Raw genomic sequence first — 25,837 nt, 5'->3', positions numbered from 1 at the left:
TCGGCATGCCGATGTCGTTGCGGCTGATGTCGTTGCGGCTGGTGGTCACGACGTCTCCAGCTCGCGGTCGATCAGGTCGAAGATGTTCTCGGCGGTGGCCGACTCCAGGTCGTCGTCGCCGTCCGCGTCCGTCTGCCGCTCGGTCAGCCGGTCCAGCAGGCCGTGCAGCCGGTCGGTGATCCGGCGGAACTCGTCGTCGGTCGGGTCGAGCCCGACGAGCGCCGCCTCCAGCCGGTCGAGTTCCCGGCCGGCCGTCGACGTCTCCCCCGCCGGGGTCACCGGGGCGAACTGCCCGGCCAGGTGGGTGGCGAGCGCCTCCGGCGTCGGGTTGTCGAAGACCAGCGTCGCCGGCAGTCGCAGCCCGGTGGCCGCGCCGAGCCGGTTGCGCAGCTCGACGGCGGTGAGCGAGTCGAAGCCGAGTTCCCGGAACGCGCGGGTCGGCTCGATGCCGGCCGGGTCGCCGTGGCCGAGGACGACCGCCACGTGCGACAGCACCAGGTCGCGCAGGGCGCGTACCCGCTTGTCGTCGGGCAGGGCGCGCAGCGTCTCCGCGTACGCCTGCCCGTCGGCGGCCTCGCCGGCCGCGGCCCGGCGGCCGGCGGCGCGGACCAGGTTGGTCAGCAGCGGGTGTACGGGCGATCCGGGCGCCGCCACCCCGGTGACGATCTTGGCGGGCATCAGGGTCGCCCGCTCCGAGCGCCAGACCGCGTCGAACAGGGCGAGTCCCTCGTCGTCGGAGAGGGCGGCCATGCCGCCCCGGTCGAGGCGGCGGATGTCGGCCGAGTCGAGGTGGCCGGTCATGCCGCTGGCCTGGGCCCAGCGGCCCCACGCCAGCGCGACCGCCGGCAGGCCGAGGGCCCGCCGGTGCTCGGCGAGGGCGTCGAGGAACGCGTTGCCGGCGGCGTAGTTGCCCTGGCCGGGGCCGCCGAACACGCCTGCGGCGGCCGAGAAGAGCACGAACGCGCTCAGGTCGTGGCCGAGGGTGGCCCGGTGCAGGTTCCAGGCCACGTCGACCTTGGGCCGCAGCACCGTGGCGAGGCGGTCGGGGGTGAGCGACTCCACGGTGGCGTCGTCGAGGACGCCGGCGGCGTGCACGACGGCGCGCAGCGGGTGCCGCCGGTCCACCATGGAGAGCACGTCCGCCACGGCGTCCGGGTCGGCCAGGTCGGCGGCGACGATCGACACGTCCGCGCCGAGGGCCTTGAGGTCGGCGAGCAGGTCGTCGGCGCCCTCGGCGTCCGGGCCGCGCCGGCTGACCAGGAGCAGCTGCCGGGCGCCGTGCGCGGTGACCAGGTGGCGGCAGAGCAGCGCGCCGAGGGTGCCGGTCGCCCCGGAGACCAGGACCGTGCCGTCGAGCCGCGGCGCCTGCGGGACGCTCAGCGCGAGCTTGCCGACGTGCCGGGCCTGGCTGAGGAAGCGGAACGCCTCGGGGGCGCGCCGGACGTCCCACGTGCGCCGGGGCAGGGGCCGCAGCGCACCGGCGGCGAAGAGGGCCATCAGTTCGCCCAGCATCGCGCCGATCTTCTCGGGGCCGGCCTCGATGAGGTCGAAGACCTGGTAGCTGACGCCGGGGTGGTCGGCGGCGACGCGCTGCGGGTCCCGTTTGTCGGTCTTGCCCATCTCGACGAACCGGCCGCCGTCGGCGAGCAGCCGCAGCGACGCGTCGACGTACTCGCCGCTGAGGGCGTTGAGCACCACGTCGACGCCCCGCCCGCCGGTGCGGTGGGCGAACTCGTCGGCGAAGTCGAGGCTGCGGGAGGAGGCGAGGTGCGCGTCGTCGAAGCCGGTGGCGCGCAGCGCCGGCCACTTGCCGGGGCTGGCCGTGCCGTAGACCTCCGCGCCGAGGTGGCGGGCGATCTGCACGGCCGCCATGCCGACACCGCCGGCCGCCGCGTGGACGAGCACGGACTCCCCGGCGCGCAGCCGGGCCAGCTCCACCAGGCCGTACCAGGCGGTCAGGAAGACCACGGGCACGGCGGCGGCGTCGGTGTAGGACCAGCCGTCGGGGATGCGGGTGACCAGCCGGCGGTCGGTGACCGCCGCCGAGGAGAACGAGCCGGAGAAAATGCCCATCACCCGGTCGCCGGGGGCGAGGTCGGTGACCCCCGGTCCGACGCCGAGCACCACGCCGGCACCCTCGTTGCCCAGCACCTCCTGGTCGGGGACCATGCCGAGGGCCAGCACCACGTCGCGGAAGTTCAGCCCGGAGGCGCGCATCCCGACCAGGACGTGGCCCGCCGGCAGCTCCCCGGTCGTCCGGGGGGCGGGCAGCAGGGCGAGGTTCTCCAGCGTGCCCTTCTCGGTGACGTCGAGGCGCCAGGGCACCTCGTCGGCGGGCAACGGCAGCACGCCGGCGTCGCGGGCCCGGGCCAGCCGGGGTACCAGCGGCACGCCGTCGCGCAGCGCGAGCTGCGGCTCGCCGGAGGCGACGGCCGCCGGGACGGCCGCCAGGGAGGCGGTGGCATCGTCGGTGTCGAGCAGCGTGAACCGGCCGGGGTGTTCGGACTGCGCGGAGCGGACCAGCCCCCACAGGCTCGCCCGGGCCAGGTCGCGGGGGGCCTCGCCCGGGGCCGCGCCGACCGCGCCCCGGGTGTGCAGGACCAGCCGGGACCGCTCCAGCCGGGGCTCGCCCAACCACTGCTGCACCAGCGCGAGCGCGTCGCGGGCCGCGTCGTGTGCGGCCGCGCCGGCCCGCTGCGGGTCCGACTCCGCGCCGGAGCGCAGGTCCAGCACCACATCGGGTACGTACCCGGACTCCCCGACCTCGGCGACCAGCGCCGCCAGGTCGGCGTGGGCCCGCACCGGGTGCCCGGCGGCGGTGAGCGCCCCGGCGAGGCCGAGGGTGTCGTCGCCGAGCAGCACCCAGCGGGTGGCCTCCCCCGCCGCCGCGTCGGTGCCCGGCAGCGGCGTCCAGTCCAGGTGGAACACCGAGGTGCGGCGCAGGGCGGCGGCCTCGTCGGCCCGGCCCGCGGCGACCGGGCGGAACGTCAGCGACTCGACGGTCGCCACGGGCTGGCCGGCGGTGTCGGCGAGGGTGACCGCGACGGTGTCCGGGCCGAGCGGGCGCAGCCGCGCCCGCAGCCGGGTGGCGCCGTGGGCGTGCAGGGCGACCGAACGGAAGGCGAACGGCATCCAGCCCACGCCGGAGGTGTCCGCCGGGTCGCCGAGCAGGGCGGTGACCCCACTGGCCTGGAGGGCCGCGTCGAACAGCGCCGGGTGCAGCCCGAAGCGGGACGCGTCGGCGCCCGCTCCCTCGGGCAGGGCCACCTCGGCGTAGACCTCGCCGTCGCCGCGCCACACGCGGCGCAGGCCCCGGAAGGCGGGGCCGTAGCCGAGGCCGCCCTCGGCCATCTGCGCGTACCAGGCGTCCAGGTCGGCGTCGACCTCGACGGCGTCGGCCGGCGGCCACTGCCCCGGTACGGCGGCCGGGGCGGGCAGGTGCGCCAGCAGCAGGCCCTCGGCGTGCCGGGTCCACTCCGCGTCGGCGTTCTCCTCGGGGCGGGAGTGCACGGTGACGCTGCGCTCGCCGGTGTCGCCGGGCGGGCCCACGCGTACCTGCACCTGCACCGCGCCGGCCGGCGGGAGCACCAGCGGGTTGATCAGCGTCAGGTCGCCGACCTGGCCAGCGTCGACCTCGTCGCCGGCCCGGACCACCATGTCGACCACGCCGGTGCCGGGGACGATCACCGCCCCGCCGACGGCGTGGTCGGCCAGCCACGGGTGGGTACGCACGGACAGCCGTCCGGTCAGCACCACCGTCTGGTCGTCGGCGACGGGTACGGCCGCGCTGAGCAGGGGGTGGTCGGTGTCTTGGAGGCCGGCGGAGCCGACGTCGCGTACGCGGTGCGCGGGTGCGTCCAGCCAGAAGCGTCCCCGTTCGAAGGCGTACGTGGGCAGCGCCACGATGTCGGTCTGGGCCAGCACGGCCGTCAGGTCGACGGGCAGGCCGACCGCGTGGGCGGTGGCGAGGTTGGTCAGCAGCCGCGTCGCGTCGTCGTCACCCCGCCGCAGGCTGCCCAGGGTGTGCCCGGTGGCACCGGCGTCGTCGAGGATCGCCGTGACCGGCATCGTCAGCACCGGATGCGGGCTGATCTCGATGAACGTGGTGTGCCCGGCGGCGACGGCGACCCGCACGGCCGCGTCGAACTGGACGGTCTGCCGCAGGTTGTCGTACCAGTAGTCCGCCGTCATCGACGCCGGGTCGACCCAGTCTCCGGTGAGCGTGGAGACGAGTCGGACGTGGCCCTGTCGCGGAGTCACGTCGGCCAGATCGGCGCGCAGTTGCTCGGCGACCTCCTGCACGGCCGCCGAGTGCGACGCGTAGTCCACCGGGATCAACCGCGCCCGCACCCCGTCGGCCTGACACGACTCCACCAGGTCCGCGACCGGCTGCGGCGGGCCGGAGACCACGACGGTGGACGGGCCGTTGACGGCCGCCACCCCCACGCCCGGGAACGCCGGCAGCCGCCCGGCCACCGCGTCGGCCGACAGGTCGACCGAGGCCATGGTGCCGGTACCCCGCAGCACCGTCAGCGCCCGCGAGCGCAGCGCCACGGCCTTCGCCGCGTCCTCCAGGGACAGAATCCCGGCCACGCACGCCGCACCGATCTCGCCCTGCGAGTGACCGACCACCGCAGCCGGAACCACACCCGCGTGCTGCCACACGGCGGCGAGGGCCATACCCACGGCCCACAGCACCGGCTGCACGACCTCGACCCGGTCGAGCCACGACTCGTCGTCACCCGTCAACACCGACACCAGGTCGACATCGAGGTACGGGGCAAGGGCCCGCTGACACTCCGCCAACCTGGCGTCGAACACCGGCGTACGACCCACCAGACCCGCCGCCATCCGCGCCGACTGCGCACCCTGACCCGGGAACACGAACACCGCACCCGCGCCGTGGGGCGTAGCGGTGCCCGCGACGACATTGCCAGCCGGCGACCCCGACGCCAAAGCGTCCAGCCCCGCCAGCAACTCCTCAACGCTCACACCAACCACGGCCGCCCGCTGATCGAACGTCGACCGCGTGGCCGCCAGGGACCAGCCCACCGCCGCCGGATCGACCTCGCCGTGCTCACGCACGTACTCCGCCAGACGGGCCGCCTGGCCCGCCAGGGCTGCCTTCGACCGCGCCGACACCGGCCACGCCACGACGCCCGACGCCACCAGTCCGGGGCCGGTCACGGCGGGGGCGACGGCCTCCGGCTCGTCGGCCTGCTCGATGATCACGTGGGCGTTCGTGCCGGACATGCCGAACGACGACACCGCCGCCCGGCGCGGCCGGTCCACGGCCGGCCACGGCCGCGACACCGTCGCCAGCTCCACCGCGCCAGAGGTCCAGTCGATGTGCGGCGACGGCTCGTCCACGTGCAGCGTCGCCGGGACGAGGCCCTCGCGCATCGCCAGCACCATCTTGATCACACCCGCCACGCCCGAGGCGGCCTGGGTGTGCCCGAGGTTCGACTTGATCGAGCCGAGCAGCAGCGGCTCGTGCCCCTCGCGGCCCTGCCCGTACGTGGCCAGCAGCGCCTGCGCCTCGATCGGGTCGCCCAGCGTCGTGCCCGTGCCGTGCGCCTCGACCACGTCCACGTCGGCCGTGCCCAGCCGGGCACCCGCGAGGGCCTGCCGGATCACCCGCTGCTGCGAGGGGCCGTTCGGGGCGGTCAGACCGTTGGAGGCACCATCCTGGTTGACGGCACTCCCCCGCACGATCGCCAACACCTCGTGGCCGTTGCGCCGCGCGTCCGACAACCGCTCGACCAGCAGCACGCCGACGCCCTCGCCCCAGCCCGTGCCGTCCGCAGCGGCCGCGAACGCCTTGCACCGGCCGTCGGCCGCCAGGCCCCGCTGCCGGGAGAACTCGAAGAAGGTGCCGGGGGTGGCCATGACCGTGACGCCACCGGCGAGGGCCAGGTCGCACTCGCCGCGCCGCAGCGACTGCACCGCCAGATGCAACGCCACGAGCGACGACGAACACGCCGTGTCCACCGACACCGCCGGCCCCTCCAACCCCAACGCGTACGCCACCCGGCCCGACACCACACTGGCGGCGTTGCCCGTGGCCCCGAACCCTTCGGCCTGCTCCCCCGCAGCCATCAGCAGGGCCCCATAGTCCTGACCATTCGTGCCCACGAACACCCCTGTTCGCGAACCCCGTAGGACCCCAGGCTCAACCCCTGCCCGCTCGACCGCCTCCCACGAAACCTCCAGCAGCAACCGCTGCTGCGGGTCCATCGCCGCCGCCTCGCGCGGCGAGATCCCGAAGAAGCCCGGGTCGAACTCCGCCGCGCCGTCGAGGAAGCCGCCCTTGTCGGTGTAGGTGGTGCCGGGGTTGGCCGGGTCGGGATCGTAGAGCCGGTCGAGGTCCCAGCCCCGGTCGGTCGGGAAGTCGCCGATGGCGTCCACGCCGTCCGCGACGAGGCGCCACAGCCGCTCGGGGTCGTCGACGCCGCCGGGGTAACGGCAGGCCATGGCGACGATGGCCACCGGCTCGTCGTCGTCCACGGCGGCCGGGGCGGCGTCGGGGGCCGGCCCGGCGTCGGTGCCGAAGAGCCCGGCGAGCAGGAAGCGGGCCAGCACGACCGGGGTGGGGTGGTCGAAGACCAGGGTGGTGGGCAGCGCCTGCCCGGTGGCGGCGGCGAGCCGGTTGCGCAGCTCCACGGCGGTCAGCGAGTCGAAGCCGAGGTCGCGGAACGCGGTGGTCGCCGGGACGGCGGCGGTCCCGCCGTCGTGGCCGAGCACGTCGGCGGCGAGCTCCCGGACCAGGTCGGCGACGGCCTCCTCGCGGCGGGCCGGGGCCAGCCCGGCGAGGCGCCGGCGCAGGGTCGCCGCCGGGCCGTCGTCGCCGTCGTCGACCGCGGCGCCGCCGTCGAGGGCGGCCCGCGCCTCCGGTACGCCCTCCAGCAGCGGCCGGCGGCGGGCGGAGGCGTACGCCGGGGCGAACCGGGACCAGTCCACGTCTGCCACCGTCACGGTGACGTCGTCGTGGTCGAGGGCCTGCTGCAACGCGCCCATGGCCACGGCCGGGTCCATGGCGGGCAGGCCCCGGCGGCGCAGGTTCCGTTCGGCGTCGGCGGCGTGCATGCCGCCGTCGGCCCAGGGCCCCCAGGCGATGGCGGTGCCGGCGCGGCCGTCGGCGCGGCGCCGCTGCACCAGCGCGTCGAGGTAGGCGTTGCCCGCCGCGTACCCGGCCTGCCCGCCGCTGCCCCAGGTGGCGGCGATGGACGAGTAGACGACGAAGGCGTCCAGTTCCCGGTCGGCGAGCAGGTCGGCGAGGTGGGTGGCCCCGGCGGTCTTGCCGACGGTCACCTCGGCCAGCTCGGCCGGGGTGACCTCCGCCAGCGGGGTGGCCTGCGCGATGCCGGCGGTGTGCACGACGGTGCGCACCGGCGGTCCGGCGGACTCGACCCGGTCGAGCAGGTCGGCGAGGGCGGCCCGGTCGGCGATGTCGCAGGCGGCGACGGTGACCCGGGCCCCGAGGCCGGTCAGCTCGGCCTCCAGCTCGGTGGCGCCGGGGGCGTCGGGTCCGCGCCGGCTGACCAGCACGACGTGTTCGGCTCCGGCGGCGGCGAGCCAGCGGGCGGCGCGGGCGCCGAGTCCGCCGGTGCCGCCGGTGATCAGGGCGGTGCCGGTGGGCGTGAACCGGCGCGCCGGCGGGCGGTCGCCGAGGGCGGCGCGGACCAGGCGGCGGGCGAAGACGCCGGGGCCGCGTACCGCGATCTGGTCCTCGCCGGTCGATCCGGTGAGGATCGCGGCGAGCCGGGTGGCGGCCCGGTCGTCGGGCTCCGGCGGCAGGTCTACCAGGCCGCCCCAGCGGTGCGGCGCCTCGACGCCGACGACCCGGCCGAGGCCCCAGATCGCGGCCTGCGCCGGGTCGGCGAGCCGGTCGTACGAGGCGGCGGCGACCGCGCCCCGGGTGACCAGCCACAGCGGCGCGGCCAGCCCGGCGTCGCCGAGCGCCTGCACGAGCGTGAGGGTGGCGGTCAGGCCGGGCAGTCCGGTGCCGTCAGCGGCGGGCGGTTCCCCGGCGAGCAGGGAGACGACGCCGGCGGGGTCGGTGCCGGCGAGGGACGCCGCGAGGCCGGCCCGGTCGGCGTCCGGCTCCACGGTCAGCGGCTGCACGTCGGCGCCGGCGCCGGTCAGCGCGGCCCGGACGGCCTCCACCGCCGGGTCGTCGGTGCCGCCGGCGGGCAGCGCCAGCAGCCAGGTGCCGGTCAGCCGGGCGGGGGCGGGTTCGGCGGTCACCTGCCAGTCGGCCCGGTACCGCCAGCCGTCGAGGACCGAGTGCTCCTGCCGCTGCCGACGCCAGTCGGCGAGGACGGGCAGCAGGGTACGCAGCGACTCGGCGGCGGCGGTGTCGGTGACGGCGAGGGTGTCGCGCAGCGCGTCGAGGTCGGCGCGTTCGACGGCCGCCCAGAACCCCCGGTCGAGCGCGCCGGCCCCGCCCGTCGTGGTGTCGTCGGCGGGCGTCTCGGCCGGCACCCAGTACTGCTGCCGCTCGAACGGGTAGGTGGGCAGGTCGACGAGCCGGCCGGGCCGGTCGGCGAGGACGTCCGCCCAGCGCACCGGGGTGCCGGCGACGTGGAGCTGGGCGAGGGCGGCGAGCAGGGCGCGGCGGTCCGGGCGGTCCCGGCGCAGCACCGGCACCACCACGGCGGGGGCGGCGTCGCCGGCCTCGGCCCCGGCGAGGGTCTCCTGGACGCTGGCGGTGAGCACGGCGTCGGGGCCGACCTCCACGAACGTGCCGACGCCGTTGGCCCGCAGGGTGCGTACGCCGTCGGCGAAGCGGACCGCCTCCCGGACGTGGCGCACCCAGTAGCCGGGGTCGGTGAGCTGCGCCGGGTCGGCCAGCTCGCCGGTCAGGTTGGACACCACCGGCAGGGTGGGCGCGCGCAGGTCGAGGCGGGCGGCGACGGCGGCGAACTCGGCGAGCATCGGCTCCATGAGCGGGCTGTGGAAGGCGTGGCTGACCCGTAGCCGCCGCACCTTCACCCCCCGGCCGGTCCAGAGTTCGGCCAGCTCGTCGATGGCTGCGCCGTCGCCGGAGACGACGACGGCGCCGGGGCCGTTGACGGCGGCGACGGCGACCCGGTCGGTCACGTCCGCGATCGACTCGGCGACCCGGGCCTCGTCGGCGGCAACGGCGAGCATCGCGCCGCCGGCGGGCAGGGCCTGCATGAGCCGCCCCCGGGCGGCGACGAGGGCGCACGCGTCGTCGAGGCTGAGCACGCCGGCGACGTGGGCGGCGGTCAGCTCGCCGACGGAGTGCCCGGCGACCAGGTCGGGGGCCAGCCCCCAGGAGCCGAGCAGTCGGTGCAGTGCCACCTCGACGGCGAACAGCGCGGCCTGGGTGTAGGCGGTCTGGTCGAGCAGCGCGGCCTCGTCGGTGCCGGGCTCGGCGTGCAGCAGCGGATTCAGCGGCCGGGGCAGCCGGTGGTCGAGGTGGGCGCAGACCTCGTCGAGCGCCTCGGCGAAGACCGGGTACGTCTCGTACAGCTCCCGGCCGGCGCCGGCGCGCTGGGCGCCCTGGCCGGAGAAGAGGAACGCGACCCCGCCGCGCTCGGCGGCGGCGCCGGTGACCAGGCCGGGGGCGGGCCGGTCGTCGGCGAGGGCGTGCAGGGCGGCGAGCAGGCCGTCGCGGTCGTCGGCGAGCACGACCGCCCGGTGTTCCAGGGGCGAGCGGGAGACCACCGAGGTCCAGGCCACGTCGCCCGGTCGCACGGCCGCGTCGTCGGCGACGTGGCGCGACCAGCGCTCGGCCTGGTGACGCAGCGCGGCGCGGGTACGCCCGGTGAGCAGCACCGGCGCGGGCGCGGGCGGCTCCGGGCGGTCGGCCACGGCGCGGGCGGGCTCGGGCTGTTCGAGGATGAGGTGGGTGTTGGTGCCGCTCATGCCGAACGAGGACACGGCGGCGCGGCGCGGCCGGTCCACGGCGGGCCACGGCGTGGCCTCGGTGACCAGGGTGACCGCTCCGGCGGCCCAGTCCACGTGGGGGGTGGGCTCGTCGACGTGCAGGGTGGCGGGCACGATGCCGTGCCGCATCGCCTCCACCATCTTGATCACCCCGGCGATGCCGGCGGCGGCCTGGGTGTGGCCGATGTTGGACTTGATCGAGCCGAGCAGCAGCGGCGCGGCGTCGCCGCGCTCCCGGCCGTACGTGGCGAGCAGGGCCTGGGCCTCGATCGGGTCGCCGAGGGTGGTGCCGGTGCCGTGCGCCTCGACCACGTCGACGAGGTCGGGGGTGAGCTTCGCGCCGGCCAGGGCCTGCCGGATGACGCGCTGCTGGGACGGGCCGTTGGGGGCGGTGAGGCCGTTGGACGCGCCGTCGGAATTGACCGCCGAGCTGCGGATGATGCCGAGCACGGGGTGGCCGTTGCGGCGGGCGTCGCTGAGCCGTTCCAACAGCAGCATGCCGACGCCCTCGGACCAGCCGGTGCCGTCGGCGGAGGCGGCGAACGACTTGCACCGGCCGTCGGCGGCGAGGCCGCGCTGCCGGGAGAACTCGACGAACGGGCCGGGGGTGGCCAGCACGGTCGCCCCGCCGGCCAGGGCGAGGCCGCACTCCCGTTGGCGCAGCGCCTGGCAGGCGAGGTGGATGGCGACCGACGCCGACGAGCAGGCGGTGTCCACGGTGACCGACGGGCCCTCCAGCCCGAACGTGTACGCCAGCCGGCCGGAGACCACGCTGGCGGCGGTGCCGGTCAGCACGTACCCCTCGACGCCGGGCGCCCGGTGCAGCACGGCGGCGTAGTCCTGCCCGGAGGTGCCGACGAAGACGCCGGAGCGGCTGCCGCGCAGCGAGAGCGGGGCGATGCCGGCCCGCTCGAACAGCTCCCAGGTGACCTCCAGCAGCAGCCGCTGCTGCGGGTCCATGGCGACCGCCTCGCGCGGCGAGATGCCGAACAGCGCGGCGTCGAAGCGCCCCGCGTCGTGCAGGAACCCGCCGGAGGTGGTGTACGAGGTGCCGGCGTTGTCCGGGTCGGCGTGGTAGAGCCGCTCCAGGTCCCAGCCCCGGTCGGTGGGGAAGTCGCCGATGGCGTCCCCGCCGGACGAGACGAACTCCCACAGCTGTTCGGGCGAGCTGATGCCGCCCGGGTAGCGGCAGCTCATCGCCACGATCGCCACCGGCTCGGACTCCTCGGCGGTGACCTCGCGCAGCCGTTGGCGGGTCTGCTGAAGTTCGGCGACGACCCGCGTCAGGTATTCGCGCAGCCGCTCTTCGTCCGCCATGACATCTCGCTTTCTCGTGACACCACAGGTCCCGGCGGCTCAGGAGAGCCCGAGGTCCTGGTCGATGAGGTCGAACAGCTCCTGGTTGCTGGCCACCCGCAGCCGGTCGGCGACCTCGGCGGTCCCCTCCCGGTGTTCCTCGGCGGTGCCGAGCCGTTCGAGCAGGCTGTGCAGCCGCATCGTGATCCGCACCCGGCCGATGTCGTCCGGGTCGCGCAGCGCGAGGGCACTCTCCAACTGGTCCAGCTCCGCCAGCGTCGGCAGGGCCTCCACCGAGGCCTCGCTGAGCAGTTCGGCCCGCAGGTGCTCGGCCAACGCCTGCGGGGTCGGGTAGTCGAACACCACCGAGCTGGGCAGGCTCAGCCCGGTCGAGCGGGCCAGCCGGCCCCGCAGCTCCACGGCGGTGAGCGAGTCGAAGCCGAGGTCCCGGAACGGCCGGCCGGCCTCCACGGCGTACGGGCTGTCGTGGCCGATGACCTCGCCGGCGGCGGTGCGGATGAGATCCACCAGCAGCCGCGCCTGCTCGGCCTGCGACAGCTCGCCGAGCCGCTTGCGCAGCTCGCCGGCGACCTGGTCGCCGTCCTCGGCGTCGGCGCGCGCCGCCGCGGCCTGGGCGGCCACCTCGGCGATCTCGCTGATCAGCGGCCGGGGCCGGGCGGAGGCGAAGACCGGCGCGAAGCGGTCCCAGTCGATGTCGGCGACGGTGAGGGCGGTGTCGTCGCCGTCGAGGCCGGCGCGCAGGGCGGCCATCGCCGGTTCCCGGTCGAGCAGGGACACGCCGCGTCGGCTCATGGCCGCCGCGTGCGCGTCGGTCACCATGCCGCCGCCGGCCCACGGTCCCCAGTTCACCGAGAGGTGCCGGGGGCTCCCGGCCGGCCGGGACTGCGCCCAGGCGTCCAGGAAGGCGTTGCCGGCGGCGTACGCGCCGTGGTCGCCGACGCCCCAGACGGCCGCGATGGAGGAGAAGTGCACGACCAGGTCGAGCGGCTCGGGGTCGAGGAACTCGTCGAGGTGCCGGGCGCCGGCGATCTTGCCGGAGACGACGTCGGCGAGTTCCGCCTCGGTCACCGCGGCGACCGGGTTGAGCCGGCCCACCCCGGCGGCGTGCACCACGGCGTGCACGCTCTCGCCGTCGGCGCGCAGGGAGCGCACCAGCTCCGCGACCGCGTCCCGGTCGGCCAGGTCGCACGCCAGCACCCGCGCCTCGGCGCCGAGGGCGGCCAGTTCCGCCACCGCCTCGTCGGCCCCGGGGGCCGCCGCGCCGCGCCGGCTGACCAGCAGCAGCCGGCGCGCGCCGTGCCGGGCGAACCAGCCGGCGGCGTACCGGCCGACGGCGCCGGTGCCGCCGGTGACCAGGACGGTGTCCGGCGGCTGCCAGCCGGCCGGCGCCTCGGTGCGGGGCGCGCGGGCGAGCCGGCGCAGGTACGTCCCGGAGTCGCGTACCGCGAGCTGGTCCTCGTCGCCGGCGGCGGTGAGCGCCGCCAGGACTCCCTCGGCGGTGGCGGTGTCCAGCGTGGCCGGCAGGTCCAGCAGGCCGCCCCAGTGCCGGGGGTGTTCCAGGGCGGTCACCAGGCCGAGGCCCCACGTGGTGGCCTGGGCGGGGCGGACGACGGGGTCGTCGGCGCCGGTGGCGACGGCCTGCCGGGTGAGCAGCCACAGCGGCACCGGGGGCAGGGCGTCCGTGACCGCCTGCACGAGGGCGAGGTTCGCGGTCAGGCCCAGCGGCACGGCGGGGCGCTCGGGGTGCGCTCGCTCGTCGAGGGCGAGCAGCGACACGATCCGGGTGGGCGCGGCGCCGGCGAGCTGCCCGGCGAGCGCCGTCCGGTCGGTCGTGGCCGGGTCGACGGCGAGCTGCCGCACGGTGCCGCCCCGGGCGGTGACGAGCTCGGCGAGCCGGTCGACGACCGGCTGGTCCGTGCCGCTGTGGACCAGGATCCACGTGCCGTCGGCGGCACCCGGGGCGAGGGCCTGCGGACGCCAGGTGACCCGGTAGCGCCAGCCGCCGGCGAGGGTGTCCTCCTGCTGCTGGCGCCGCCACCGGTCCAGGTCCGGCAGCAGTTCCCGCAGCGGCCGGTCCGCGTCGAGGCCGAGCCGGCCGGCGAGCGCGTCGCCGTCGCCCGACGCCACGGCCCGCCAGAACGCCGAGTCGACGTCGTCGTGGGTGCCGGTCGGGGTGCCCGTCGGCGCCGCGTCGAGGTTCGGCCAGAACCGCTGGTGGGCGAACGCGTACGTGGGCAGGTCGACGGGGCCGGCGCCGGGCAGCAGCGCCGGGAAGCGTACGGGCACGCCGTGGCAGTGCAGCCGGGCCACCGCGCCGAGCAGGGTGGTCACCTCGTCCTGGCCGGGCCGCTGCACGCCGGTCACGACGACCGGGGCGTCCGCCGGCAGCGCGTCGGCGGTCAGGGCGGTCAGCACGGTGTCCGGCCCGATCTCCAGGAACCGGGTCACCCCGTGGGCGTGCAGGTGGGTGACGGTGTCGGCGAAGCGGACCGCCTCCCGGACGTGGCGCACCCAGTAGTCGGGGGTGCAGAGCTGCTCGGCGTCCACGACCGTGCCGGTCAGGTTCGACACCAGCGGCACCGTCGGCGGGGCGTACGACAGGGTCGCCGCCACGGCCGCGAACTCGGCCAGCATCGGCTCCATCAGCGGGCTGTGGAAGGCGTGGCTGACCCGCAGCCGCTTGGTGCGTACCCCGAGGTCGGCGAAGTGGGCGGCCAGCCCGGTCAGGGCGTCCCCGGCGCCGGCGACGACGACGGCGGCCGGCCCGTTCACGGCGGCGACGGCGACCTGTCCGGGCGTGCCGTCCAGGGCCCGCAGCACGTCGACCTCGGGCGCGGCGACGGCGAGCATCCCGCCGCCGGCGGGCAGGGCCTGCATCAGCCGGCCCCGGTTGCCGACGAGCGCGCAGGCGTCGGCCAGGTCGAGCACCCCGGCGACGTGGGCCGCGCTGATCTCCCCGACGGAGTGCCCGGCCACGAAGTCGGGCCGGATCCCCCAGTGTTCGAGCAGCCGGAACAGCGCCACCTCGACGGCGAAGAGCCCGGCCTGGGTGAAGGCCGTCTGGTCGAGCAGGTCGGCCTCGGCGGTGCCGGGCTCGGCGAAGAGCACCGGGCGCAGCGGTCGCGGCAGGTACGCGTCCAGGTGCTGGCACGCCTCGTCGAGGGCCGCCGCGAAGACGGGGAACGTCTCGTACAGTCGGCGGCCCATCCCGGCGTGCTGGGCGCCCTGGCCGGAGAAGAGCGCCGCCAGCGCGCCGCCGGGCTCGGCGACGCCCCGGGTGAGGCCGGGGTGGTCCTGGCCGGCGGCGAGGGCCCGCAGGCCGGCGAGGGCGGCGTCGGCGTCGGCGGCGAGCAGCACCGCGCGGTGCCGCAGCGGGGACCGTCCGGTGGCCAGTGCCCGGGTCACGTCGGCGGCGGGCGTCGCGCTGCCCGGCAGCCAGTCGGCCAGCCGTGCCGCCTGGGCCCGCAGGCTGTCGGCGGTGTCGGCCGAGACGACCCAGGGCAGCACCGGCGGCCCGTCGGCCGGGCGGGGCGTGCCGGCGTCGGCCGGCGGCGCGGCGGGCGCCTGTTCGAGGATGACGTGCACGTTGGTGCCGCTGACCCCGAACGAGGACACGCCGGCCCGGCGCGGCCGGTCGACGTCCGGCCACGGCTGCGCCTCGGTCAGCAGCGCGACGGCGCCCGCCGACCAGTCCACGTGCGGCGACGGCTCGTCCACGTGCAGGGTGGGCGGCAGCAGGTCGTGCTGGAGCGCCAGCACCATCTTGATCACACCGGAGACGCCGGCGGCGGCCTGGGTGTGGCCGATGTTCGACTTGACGGAGCCGAGCCAGAGCGGCCGGTCGGCGGGCCGGTCCCGCCCGTACGTGGCCAGCAGCGCCTGCGCCTCGATGGGGTCGCCCAGCCGGGTGCCGGTGCCGTGCCCGTCGACGGCGTCCACGTCGGCGGCGGTCAGCCGCGCGTTGGCCAGCGCCTGGCTGATCACCCGCTCCTGGGCCGGCCCGTTGGGTGCGGTCAGGCCGTTGCTGGCGCCGTCCTGGTTCATCGCCGAGCCGCGCACGACGGCCAGGATCCGCCGGCCGTCGCGCTGGGCGTCGGAGAGCCGCTGCAACATCACCAGGCCGACGCCCTCGCCCCAGCCGGTGCCGTCGGCGGCCCCGGCGAACGACTTGCACCGGCCGTCGAGGGCCAGCCCCCGCTGCCGGGCGAACTCGAGGAACGGGCCGGGGGTGGCCATCACCGTCACGCCGCCGGCGACCGCGACGTCGCACTCGCCCTGCCGCAGGGACTGGCAGGCCAGGTGCAGCGCCACCAGCGACGACGAGCAGGCGGTGTCGACGCTGACGGCGGGGCCCTGCAACCCGAAGTGGTACGCCAGCCGACCGCTGATGACGGCGGCGACGTTGCCGGTGGCCTGGTAGCCCTCGGTCTCGACCCGGGCGGCCATCAGCAGCGTCGCGTAGTCCTGGCCGTTGGTGCCGACGAAGACGCCGGTGTTGGTCTCCCGCATGTCGGCCGGCGCGGTGCCGGACCGCTCGAACAGCTCCCAGGCGCTCTCCAGCAGCACCCGCTGCTGCGGGTCCATCACCATCGCCTCGCGCGGGGAGATGCCGAACAGGGCGGCGTCGAAGCCGGCGGCGTCGGTGAGGAAGCCGCCCTCCCGCACGTACGAGGTGCCGGGCCGGTCGGGATCGGGGTCGTAGATGGCCGCCAGGTCCCAGCCCCGGTCGGTCGGGAACTCCGCGATGCCGTCGCGTCCCTCGGCGACCAGTCGCCACAGGTCCTCGGGGCCGGCGACGCCGCCGGGGTAGCGGCAGCTCATCGAGACGATGGCGATCGGCTCGTCCAGCGCGGTGGCGGCCTGCGTGGGCGCGGTCGCCGGGGTGTCGTCGCCGGTGATCCTGGTCGCCAGGTGCTCGGCGAGGGCGTCGGGCGTCGGGCGGTCGAACACCAGGGTCGCCGGCAGGTTCAGCCCCACCGCCTCGGCGAGGCGGTTGCGCATCTCGACGGCGCTGAGCGAGTCGAAGCCGATCTCCCGGAACGACCGGTCCGCCGCGAGCGCCTGCGGCGAGGCCAGCCGCAGCACCGCCGCCGCGTGGACGCGTACGAGGTCGAGCAGGATCCGGCGGCGTTCCGGCGCGGCGAGGCCGGCCAGCCGGCCGCGCAGGGGCGAGGCCGCGTCGGGCGTGTCGCCGTCGCGCTGCCCGGCGGCGAGCAGCCGCGCCACCTCGGGGACGTCGGCGATCAGCGGCCGGGGGCGGGCCAGCGTGTAGGTCTGCAGGAACCGGTCCCAGGCGATGTCCGCCACGGTGAGCGTGGTGTCGCCGTCGTCGAGCGCCCCGGCCAGGACGGAGACCGCGAGGTCGGGACGCATGGCCCGGACGCCCGAGCGGAACATCTGGTCGGCGGCGCCCTCGGCGTCGACCATGCCGCCGCCGTCCCAGGCGCCCCAGGCGATGGCGGTGGCGGTCCGGCCGCGCCGTCGCCGGTCCTCGGCGAGCGCGTCGAGGAAGGCGTTGGCCGCGGCGTAGCCGCCCTGGTGCCCGCCGCCCCAGACGCCCGCCCCGGAGGAGAAGAGCACGAACGCCGACAGCTCGTCGCCGCACACCTCGTCGAGGTTGGCCGCCCCGGCCACCTTGGCGCGCAGGGCGTCGGCGAGGTCGGCCACGTCGGTGGCCGCGACCGGTGCGGCGTGGGCGACGCCGGCGGTGTGGAACACGGCCCCGATGCGGGTGCCCTGCCCGGTCAGCCGCTCGACGAGGTCCCGCACGGCGGCGGGGTCGGCGACGTCGCAGGCGGCCACGGTGACGGTGGCGCCGGCGGCGCGCAGTTCGTCCGCGAGCTCGTCGGCGCCGGGCGTGGCGGGGCCCTGGCGGCCGGTCAGCACCAGCTCGCCGACGCCCTCGCGGGCCAGCCAGCGCGCGACCTGGGCCCCGATCGACCCGAGGCCGCCGGTGACCAGGACGGCGCCGCTCGCGGGACGCCAGTCCCCGGTCGCCGTGCGCTCGGCGCGGGCCCGGACCAGTCGCCGGGCGAACACCCCGGAGGAGCGCAGCGCCAGCTGGTCCTCCGTGTCGACGCCGGCCAGCACCGCCACGAGCCGGGCCCGGTCCCGGGGGTCCGGCTCGGTGGGCAGGTCCAGCAGGCCGCCCCAGCGTTCCGGGTGCTCCAGGGCAACCACCCGGCCGAGACCCCAGAGCATCGCCTGCCGGGGACGGTCGAGGGGATCGGCCCGGCCGGTGGAGACCGCGCCGGCGGTGGCGCACCACAGCGGCGCGGTGATCCCGGCGTCGCCCAGGGCCTGGACCAGGGCGTACGTGCCGGCGAGGCCGGCCGGCACCACCGGGTGGGCCGGGTGCGGGGCGTCGTCCAGGCCGAGCAGGGAGAGCACGCCGGCGACGGGTCCGCCGGTACGCGCGAGCCGGTCGGCCAGCGCGCGCCGGTCCGTCTCCGCCGCGTCGATCCGGACGACCTCGGCCCCGCCCTCGCCCAGCGCCCGGGCGACGCCGTCGACCAGGGGGTGCTCGGCGTCGGCCGCCGGCACCACCAGCAGCCAGGTGCCGGAGAGGGTGGACTCGGGCGCGACGGCCAGCGGCTTCCAGGTCACCCGGTACCGCCACGAGTCCACGGCGGACTCGTCGCGGCGGCGCCGGCGCCACGAGGAGAGCAGGGGCAGCGCGGGGTCGAGGGACCGGGCCGCCGTCTCGTCGATCCGCATCGCGGCGGCGAGCGCCTGCGGGTCGGCGCGTTCCACGGCCTCCCAGAAGTGCCGGTCCGCCTCGTCGGAGCCGGCGAGGGCGGGGGCGGTCGCCACCGGTGCCTGCGGCCAGTAGCGCTGGCGTTGGAAGGCGTACGTCGGCAGCTCCACCGGCGGGCCGGTGCGGGCGCCCAGGATCGCGGTCCAGTCCACGGGCACGCCGTGCACGTGCAGCCCGGCGAGGACCGCCAGCACGCGGTGCCAGCCGCCGGCTGCGGTGTCGTCGGCGGCCACCACGACGGCGTCGTCGGCGAGGCTCTGCGCGGTGTCGCGGATGCCGGCGGCGAGCACGGGCTCGGGGGCGGCCTCGAGGAGGACCCGGTGGCCCTCGTCGAGCAGGGCGCGTACGGCCGGGTCGGCGTCAACGGCGTCGGCCAGTTCCCGGTACCAGCGGGCGGCGTCGAGGCCGTCGGTGTCGACCGGGCCGCCGGCCGTCGCCGAGTACAGCGGCACCTCGGCCGCCCGGAGGGTGATCCCGGCCGGCGCGTCCGGGCCGGCCTCGGCCCCGCCGCCGAGGGCGATCGTCCTCGCCGCGTCGTCCAGCGACAGCGCCCCGGCCACGCAGGCGGCCGCGACCTCGCCGTGGGCGTGCCCGAGCACGGCGGCGGGTCGTACGCCGAGCGAACGCCACCAGCGGGCCAGCGAGACCGCCACGGCCCACCGGACAGCCGGCGCCACCCCGGGGTCGGCCGGGGTCGGGGCGCCGTCCGCGCCGCGCAGCACTGCGGTGAGTGACCAGTCCACGTGGGGGGCGAGGGCCGCCTCGCAGGCGACGATCGCGGCGGCGAACTCCGGTGCCCGATCGAGCAGCTCGGCGGTCGCGGCGGGCCACGGGTCGCCGTGGCCGGGGAAGACGAGGACCAGGTCGGCGCCGCGCGCCGCGACGCCGGTGACGGCGGTGGCCTCGCCGAGGTGGAACGACTCCAGGGCCCGCGCCAGGCCGACGGTGTCGCGGCCGAGGACGACGGCGCGGTGCGCGAACGCGGCCCGGGTGGTGACCAGGGCGTGCGCGACGTCGGCCGGCGCCAGCTCCGGGTGTGCCGCCAGGTGCGCGCCCAGCCGGGCCGCCTGGTCGCGCAGCGCCGGGGCGTCCACGGCGGAGAGCAGCAGGGGTACGACGCCGGCGCGCGGCCGGTCGGCGGACGGCGCGTCGACCGCCTCGGCGGGCGGCTGCTCGATGATCACGTGCGCGTTGGTGCCGGAGATCCCGAACGACGACACCGCCGCCCGACGCGGCCGGTCCACCGCCGGCCACGGGGTGGGCTCGGTGGTGAGAGCGACCGCCCCGGCCGTCCAGTCGACGTGCGGCGACGCCTCGTCCACGTGCAGCGTCGCCGGGACGAGGCCGTGGCGCATCGCCATGACCATCTTGATCACACCAGCCACACCCGCGGCGGCCTGCGTGTGACCGATGTTCGACTTCACCGACCCCAACAGCAGCGGCCGGTCCTGCGGACGGTCCTGCCCGTACGTGGCCAGCAGGGCCTGCGCCTCGATCGGGTCGCCGAGGGTGGTACCCGTGCCGTGCGCCTCGACGGCGTCCACGTCGGCCGGGGTCAGGCGGGCGTTGGCGAGGGCCTGGTGGATCACCCGCTGCTGCGACGGACCGTTCGGCGCGGTCAGCCCGTTCGAGGCGCCGTCCTGGTTGACGGCCGTGCCGCGCAGGACGGCATGGATGCGCCGGCCTTCGCGCTGGGCGTCGGAGAGCCGCTGCACGAGGAGCACGCCGACGCCCTCGGACCAGCCGGTCCCGTCGGCCGACGCGGCGAACGACTTGCAGCGGCCGTCGGCCGACAACCCGCGCTGCCGCGAGAACTCGATGAACGTCCCCGGCGTCGCCATCACCGTCACGCCACCGGCCAGCGCCAGATCGCACTCGCCGCTGCGCAGCGCCTGCGCGGCGAGGTGCAGCGCCACCAGCGACGACGAGCACGCCGTGTCGACGGTGACCGCCGGGCCTTCGAGGCCGAACGTGTAGGCGACCCGGCCGGACAGCACGCTGCCGGAGTTGCCGGTGCCGACGTAGCCCTCGACCTCGTCGGCAAGCTCCATCAGCTGGGAGGCGTAGTCGTGGTACATCACGCCGGCGAAGACACCGGTCCGGCTGCCCCGCAGCCGCTGCGGATCCAGCCCCGCCGACTCGAACGACTCCCACGACGCCTCCAGCAGCAACCGCTGCTGCGGGTCCATGGCGAGGGCCTCGCGGGGCGAGATCCCGAAGAAGCCCGGGTCGAACGCGCCGGCGTCGTACAGGAAGCCGCCGTGCCGGGTGTACGACGTGCCGGGGTGGTCGGGGTCGGGGTCGAACAGGCTCTCCAGGTCCCACCCGCGGTCGGTGGGGAACTCCCCGATCCCCTCACCGCCGGCGGCCAGCAGCGCCCACAGCTGGTCGGGCGTCTCGACGCCGCCCGGGTAGCGGCAGGCCATCCCGACGATGGCGAGCGGCTCGTCGACCCGGGTCGTGGTCCGCGCGCCCGGCGCGGCGGGACCGCCGGCGGCGCCGGCCAGTTCGGCGTGCACGTGGGCGGCGAGCGCCTGGGGCGTCGGGTAGTCGAAGACCAGCGTCGAGGGCAGCCGCAGGCCGGTGGCCGCGTTCACGCGGTTGCGCAGGTCGACGGCGGTCAGCGAGTCGAAGCCCAACTCGCGGAACGCCCGGTCGGCCGGCACGGCTTCCGCGCCGCCGTGCCCGAGCACCTGCGCGACGAGGCCGCGTACGAGCACGTCGAGCTGGGCGCGCGCCTCGTCGGCGCTCAGGCCGCCGATGCGGGTCGCCCAGGTGGTGCCCTGTCCCGCCTGGCGGCGGGTCGTGGTCGTGCCGACCAGGCTGCGGAGCATCGGCGGCACCAGGCCGGCCCCGGCGGCGGCCCGGAGGGCGGCCAGGTCGATCACGGCGGGCACCAGGGCCGGCCGGTCGGCGGCCAGGGCGGCGTCGAACAGCCGCAGCCCGGTCTCGGCGCTCATCGCGGTGACGCCGCCCCGGGTCGATCGCGCCCGGTCCGCGTCGTCGAGGGAGGCGGCCATGCCGTCCGTGTCCCACATGCCCCAGGCGAGGCTGACGGCCGGCAGACCCGACTGCCGCCGGTACGTCGCCAACCCGTCCAGGAAGGCGTTACCCGCCGCGTACGCCGACTGACCCGGCGAACCCAACACACCCGCCACCGACGAGAACACCACGAACAAGTCCAGATCCAGGCCCGCCGTCGCCTCGTGCAACAGCCAACCCGCCGACACCTTCGGCGCCAACACCCCCGCCAGACGCTCCGCCGTCAAACCCTCCACGACACCGTCGTCCAACACACCGGCGGTATGCACCACACCCGCCAGCCGACCCTCGGCACCGATCTCGGCCACCAGACCGAACACCTGGTCCCGGTCCGTCACGTCACAGGCGACCACCCGCACGTCCGCACCCAACCCGGCCAGCCGCTCCGACAACTCACCCGCACCCGCAGCCTCCAGGCCACGCCGCGACACCAGCACCAGAGAGCGCACGCCGTGCACACACACCAGGTGCTCCGCGACCAACGCACCCAACGCGCCCGTGCCACCGGTCACCAACACCACGCCGTCACCCACGACCGGCGCCTCCGCCGACGACGGAGCGACCGCGCGCACCAGACGCGGCACGAACACCCCACCCGAGCGCACCGCGACCTGACCACCGAACGCCACCGGCTCGTCGGCCACGGTGGTCAGCACACCCAGCAGCCCGGCATCCACGTCGCCCGCCACGTCCGCCAGGACGATCCGGCCCGGATGCTCCGACTGCGCCGAACGCAGCAGGCCCCACACCGCCGCGCCCGCCAGATCGGTGACCCGGTCTCCGTTCCCGACCGACACCGCGCCCCGGGTCACCACCACCAACCGCGAGTCCGCCAGCGCGTCGGCCGCCAGCCAGGACCGCACCGTCGCCAGCACGGCCGTGGTCGCCGCGCGTACCGCCTCGGGGTCGTTGCCGCGTCCGGCGTCCGGCGCCCCTGCGTGGTCGGCACGCTGCGCGCCGCCCGCCGGCACCAGCAGCAGGCGCGGCGCCGCGCCCGACGATCCGGCGGCCGCCTCGACGTCGGCGTACGCCGGCAGGTCCACGCCGACCGGCGAGCCCACCAGCGCCCACCCGGAGACGTCCCCGGCCGGGCTGACCTCCTGGGCCTGCCAGGCGACCTCGAACAGCGAGCGGGCCGACGCGTCCGGGGATGACGACACCCCGGTCAGCTCCCGCAGCGCCAGGGAGTCGACCGACACCACTGCCGCACCCGACTCGTCGCACGCGACCAGGCGCACCGCAGAACCCGTACGCGACAGCCGCACCCGCAACACCCGCGCACCCGAGGCGTACACCTGCACACCCTCGAACGCGAACGGCACCCGCGGCCCACCCGACTGCTCGGAGCCGGGCAGCAGCCCGATCGGATGCAGGGCGGCGTCCAGCAGCGCCGGGTGCACCCCGAACCCTGCCGCGTCACCGGCGACCTCGTCGGGCAACGCCACCTCGGCGAACACCTCGTCGCCACCGGCCGTCCACACCCGGCGCAGCCCCCGGAACACCGGCCCGTACGCCAGGCCGTGTTCGGCCAGCGCCGGGTACCAGCCCGTGACGTCCACCTCGGACGCCCCGGCCGGCGGCCACTCCCCCACACCCGGCTCGTCGGCCGACGCCGGCTCCAGCACACCCTCCGCGTGCCGCACCCACTCCGGGTCGACGGCCTCCTCCGGCTGCGAGTGCACGGTCACCGACCGGGTGCCCGCCTCGTCGGCAGCGCCCACACGCACCTGCACCCGCACCGCACCCGCCGACGGCAGCACCAGCGGCGCCGCCACGGTCAACTCCCGCACCCGCGACGCACCCACCTCGTCGCCCGCCCGCACCGCCAACTCCACCAGGGCCGCGCCCGGCACGATGACCACGCCGGAGACGGCGTGGTCGGCGAGCCACGCGTGCGTCGACGTGGACAGGCGGCCGGTCAGCACCACCATGTCCTCGCCGGCCACGGAGACGGCAGCGCCGAGCAGCGGGTGCCCGGCCGCCCCGAGGCCCGCCCCGGAGACGTCCGTCCAGCGGCCCGCCGGCTCCAGCCAGTACCGCTGGTGCTGGAAGGCGTACGTCGGCAGGTCCAGGTGCCGGCCGCCGGCCCGGCCGAGCAGGTCCGCCCAGCCGACGGTCACGCCGTGCACGTGCAGCGACGCGAGGGCCTCCAGGAGGGCCTGCGGCTCGGGTCGGTCGTGGCGCGACGCCGGCACCAGCAGGGGCGCCGGTTCGTCGTCCGCGCGCTCGGCGAGGCAGTTCTGCGCCATGGCGGTCAGGACGCCGTTCGGCCCCACCTCCAGGTAGGTGTCGACCTCCTCGGCGCGCAGGCAGTCGACGGCGTCGGCGAAGCGCACGGTGCCGCGTACGTGGCGCACCCAGTAGCCCGGGTCGCAGAGCTGGTCGGCGTCCGCGACGCGGCCGGTCAGGTTCGACACGACCGGGATCGTCGGCGGCCGGAACGTCAGCCGCCCGGCGACGGCCGCGAACTCGGCCAGCATCGGGTCCATCCGGGCGCTGTGGAAGGCGTGGCTGACCCGCAGCCGGCGGGTCTGCACGCCCCGCTCCGACCACACCCGCTGCACCTCGTCGAGGGCCTCGACGTCGCCCGCGACCACCACGGCGGCGGGGCCGTTCACGGCGGCCACGTCCAGCCGGCCGGGCAGCCCGGCGAGGGACGCGGCGACGGCGGCCTCGTCGGCGGCCACGGCGAGCATGCCGCCGCCGTCCGGCAGGGCCTGCATGAGCCGGCCGCGCGCGGCGACCAACGCGCACGCGTCGGCCAGGGAGAGCACCCCCGCCACGTGTGCCGCCGCGATCTCGCCGATGGAGTGCCCGGCCACCAGGTCCGGCACCACCCCGAACGACTCGACCAGGCGGAACAGGGCCACCTCGACGGCGAACAGCCCCGCCTGGGTGAACACCGTCTGGTCCAGCAGCTCCGCCTCGGGCGTACCCGCCCCGGCGAACAGCACCTCGCGCAACGCGCGCGGCAGCAACGGGTCCAGGTGTCCGCAGGTCTCGTCGAGGGCGGCGGCGAAGGCCGGGAAGGCCGCGTACAACTCGCGGCCCATGCCGGCGCGCTGCGCACCCTGGCCGGAGAAGAGGAAGGCCACCCGGCCGCGCGGGGCCGACGCCGCGGTGGTGACGGTGCCGGTCGGCTCGCCGGCGGCGAGGGCCCGCAGCCCGGCGAGCAGGTCGTCCGCGTCGCCGGCCAGGACGACCGCGCGGTGTTCGAGCCCCGCGCGGTTGACCGAGGAGACCGCGACGTCCACCGGACGCAGGGACTCGACGCGGGCGAGGTGGTCGGCCCAGCGGCCGGCCTGCCCGGCGAGCGCCTCGGGCGTACGGGCGGAGAGGAACACCGGGGCGAGCGGGAGCGTGACCGGCGCGTCGGCAACGGGCGGTGCCTCGTCGGTGGACGGGGCGTCGTCGACGGGCGCCTCCTCCAGGATGACGTGTGCGTTCGTACCGCTGATGCCGAAGGACGACACGGCGGCCCGGCGCGGCCGGTCGGTGGCCGACCACGCCCGCGCCTCGGTCAGCAGCGAGACCTGTCCGGCGGACCAGTCGATGTGCGGGGACGGCTCGTCGACGTGCAGGGTGGCGGGCATGGTGCGGTGCCGGATCGCCTCGATCATCTTGATCAGACCGGCGGCGCCGGCGGCGGCCTGGGTGTGGCCCAGGTTCGACTTGACCGAGCCCAGCCAGAGCGGCCCGCCGTCGCCCCGGTCCTGCCCGTAGGTGGCCAGCAGCGCCTGCGCCTCGATGGGGTCGCCGAGGGTGGTGCCGGTGCCGTGCGCCTCGACCACGTCGACGTCGGCCGGCGAGAGCCGGGCGTTCGCGAGGGCCTGCCGGATGACCCGCTCCTGCGACGGGCCGTTCGGGGCGGTGAGCCCGCTGCTGGCGCCGTCCTGGTTGACGGCGCTGCCCCGGACCACGGCGAGGATGCGCCGGCCGTCGCGGCGGGCGTCGGAGAGCCGCTGCAACAGCAGCACCCCGACGCCCTCGGACCAGCCGGTGCCGTCGGCGGCGGCGGCGAACGACTTGCACCGGCCGTCCGAGGCCAGGCCCCGCTGGCGGGAGAAGTCGGCGAAGGTGCCGGGGGTGGACATGACCGTGACGCCGCCGGCGAGCGCGAAGTCGCAGTCCCGCTGGCGCAGCGCCTGCGTGGCCAGGTGCACGGCGACCAGCGACGACGAGCACGCCGTGTCCACCGTGACGGCCGGGCCCTCCAGCCCGAAGGTGTACGCCACCCGCCCCGACACGACGCTGCCGGAGTTGCCGGTGCCGATGTAGCCCTCGACGCCGTCGGGCAGGTCCAGCACCCGCGACGCGTAGTCGTGGTACATCACCCCGGCGAACACGCCGGTCCGGCTGCCGCGCAGCCGCTGCGGGTCGATGCCGGCGTGTTCGAACGCCTCCCAGGACGTCTCCAGCAGCAGCCGCTGGTGCGGGTCCATCGCCAGCGCCTCGCGGGGGCTGATGCCGAAGAAGCCCGGGTCGAACTGCGGCGCGTCGTAGAGGAAGCCGCCCTGGCTGCTCGTCGACGTGCCCGGGTTGTCCGGGTCGACGTTGAAGAGCCGCTCCAGGTCCCAGCCCCGGTCGGTCGGGAAGTCGCCCACGCCGTCGCCGCCCCGGTCGACGAGGTCCCACAGCTCGGCCGGGCTGGACACCCCGCCCGGGAACCGGCACGCCATGCCGATGACGGCCATCGGCTCGCGGTCCTTGGCCTCCACCTCGCGTACCCGCCGGCGCGCGTCGCGCAGGTCGGCAGTGGCACGCCGGAGGTAGTCGAGGAACTCTGCCTCAGTGGGCATCGGGCCA

The 25,837-nt window shown here is 76.7% G+C and carries 1 protein-coding gene and 1 pseudogene; both read right to left on the bottom strand.

Annotated features, from left to right (window positions below):
* Positions 1-45: 45 nt before the first annotated feature.
* Positions 46-11,232, bottom strand: coding sequence for a type I polyketide synthase (locus CLT72_RS03120; protein ID WP_101409424.1), 11,187 nt, complete (start codon positions 11,230-11,232; stop codon positions 46-48).
* A gap of 39 nt (positions 11,233-11,271) precedes the next feature.
* Positions 11,272-25,830, bottom strand: a pseudogene (locus CLT72_RS03115) (type I polyketide synthase); the annotation flags it as partial.
* Positions 25,831-25,837 lie beyond the last annotated feature (7 nt).

The sequence above is a fragment of the Micromonospora sp. CNZ309 genome, assembly GCF_002846525.1.
Note: the sequence above shows the minus strand (reverse complement) of the source record. Positions and strands in the feature narration are given on the sequence as shown.

Coding starts and splice junctions, on each gene's coding strand:
- CLT72_RS03120 (WP_101409424.1), bottom strand. CDS start 11,232: ATGGCGGACGAAGAGCGGCTGCGCGAATACCTGACGCGGGTCGTCGCC.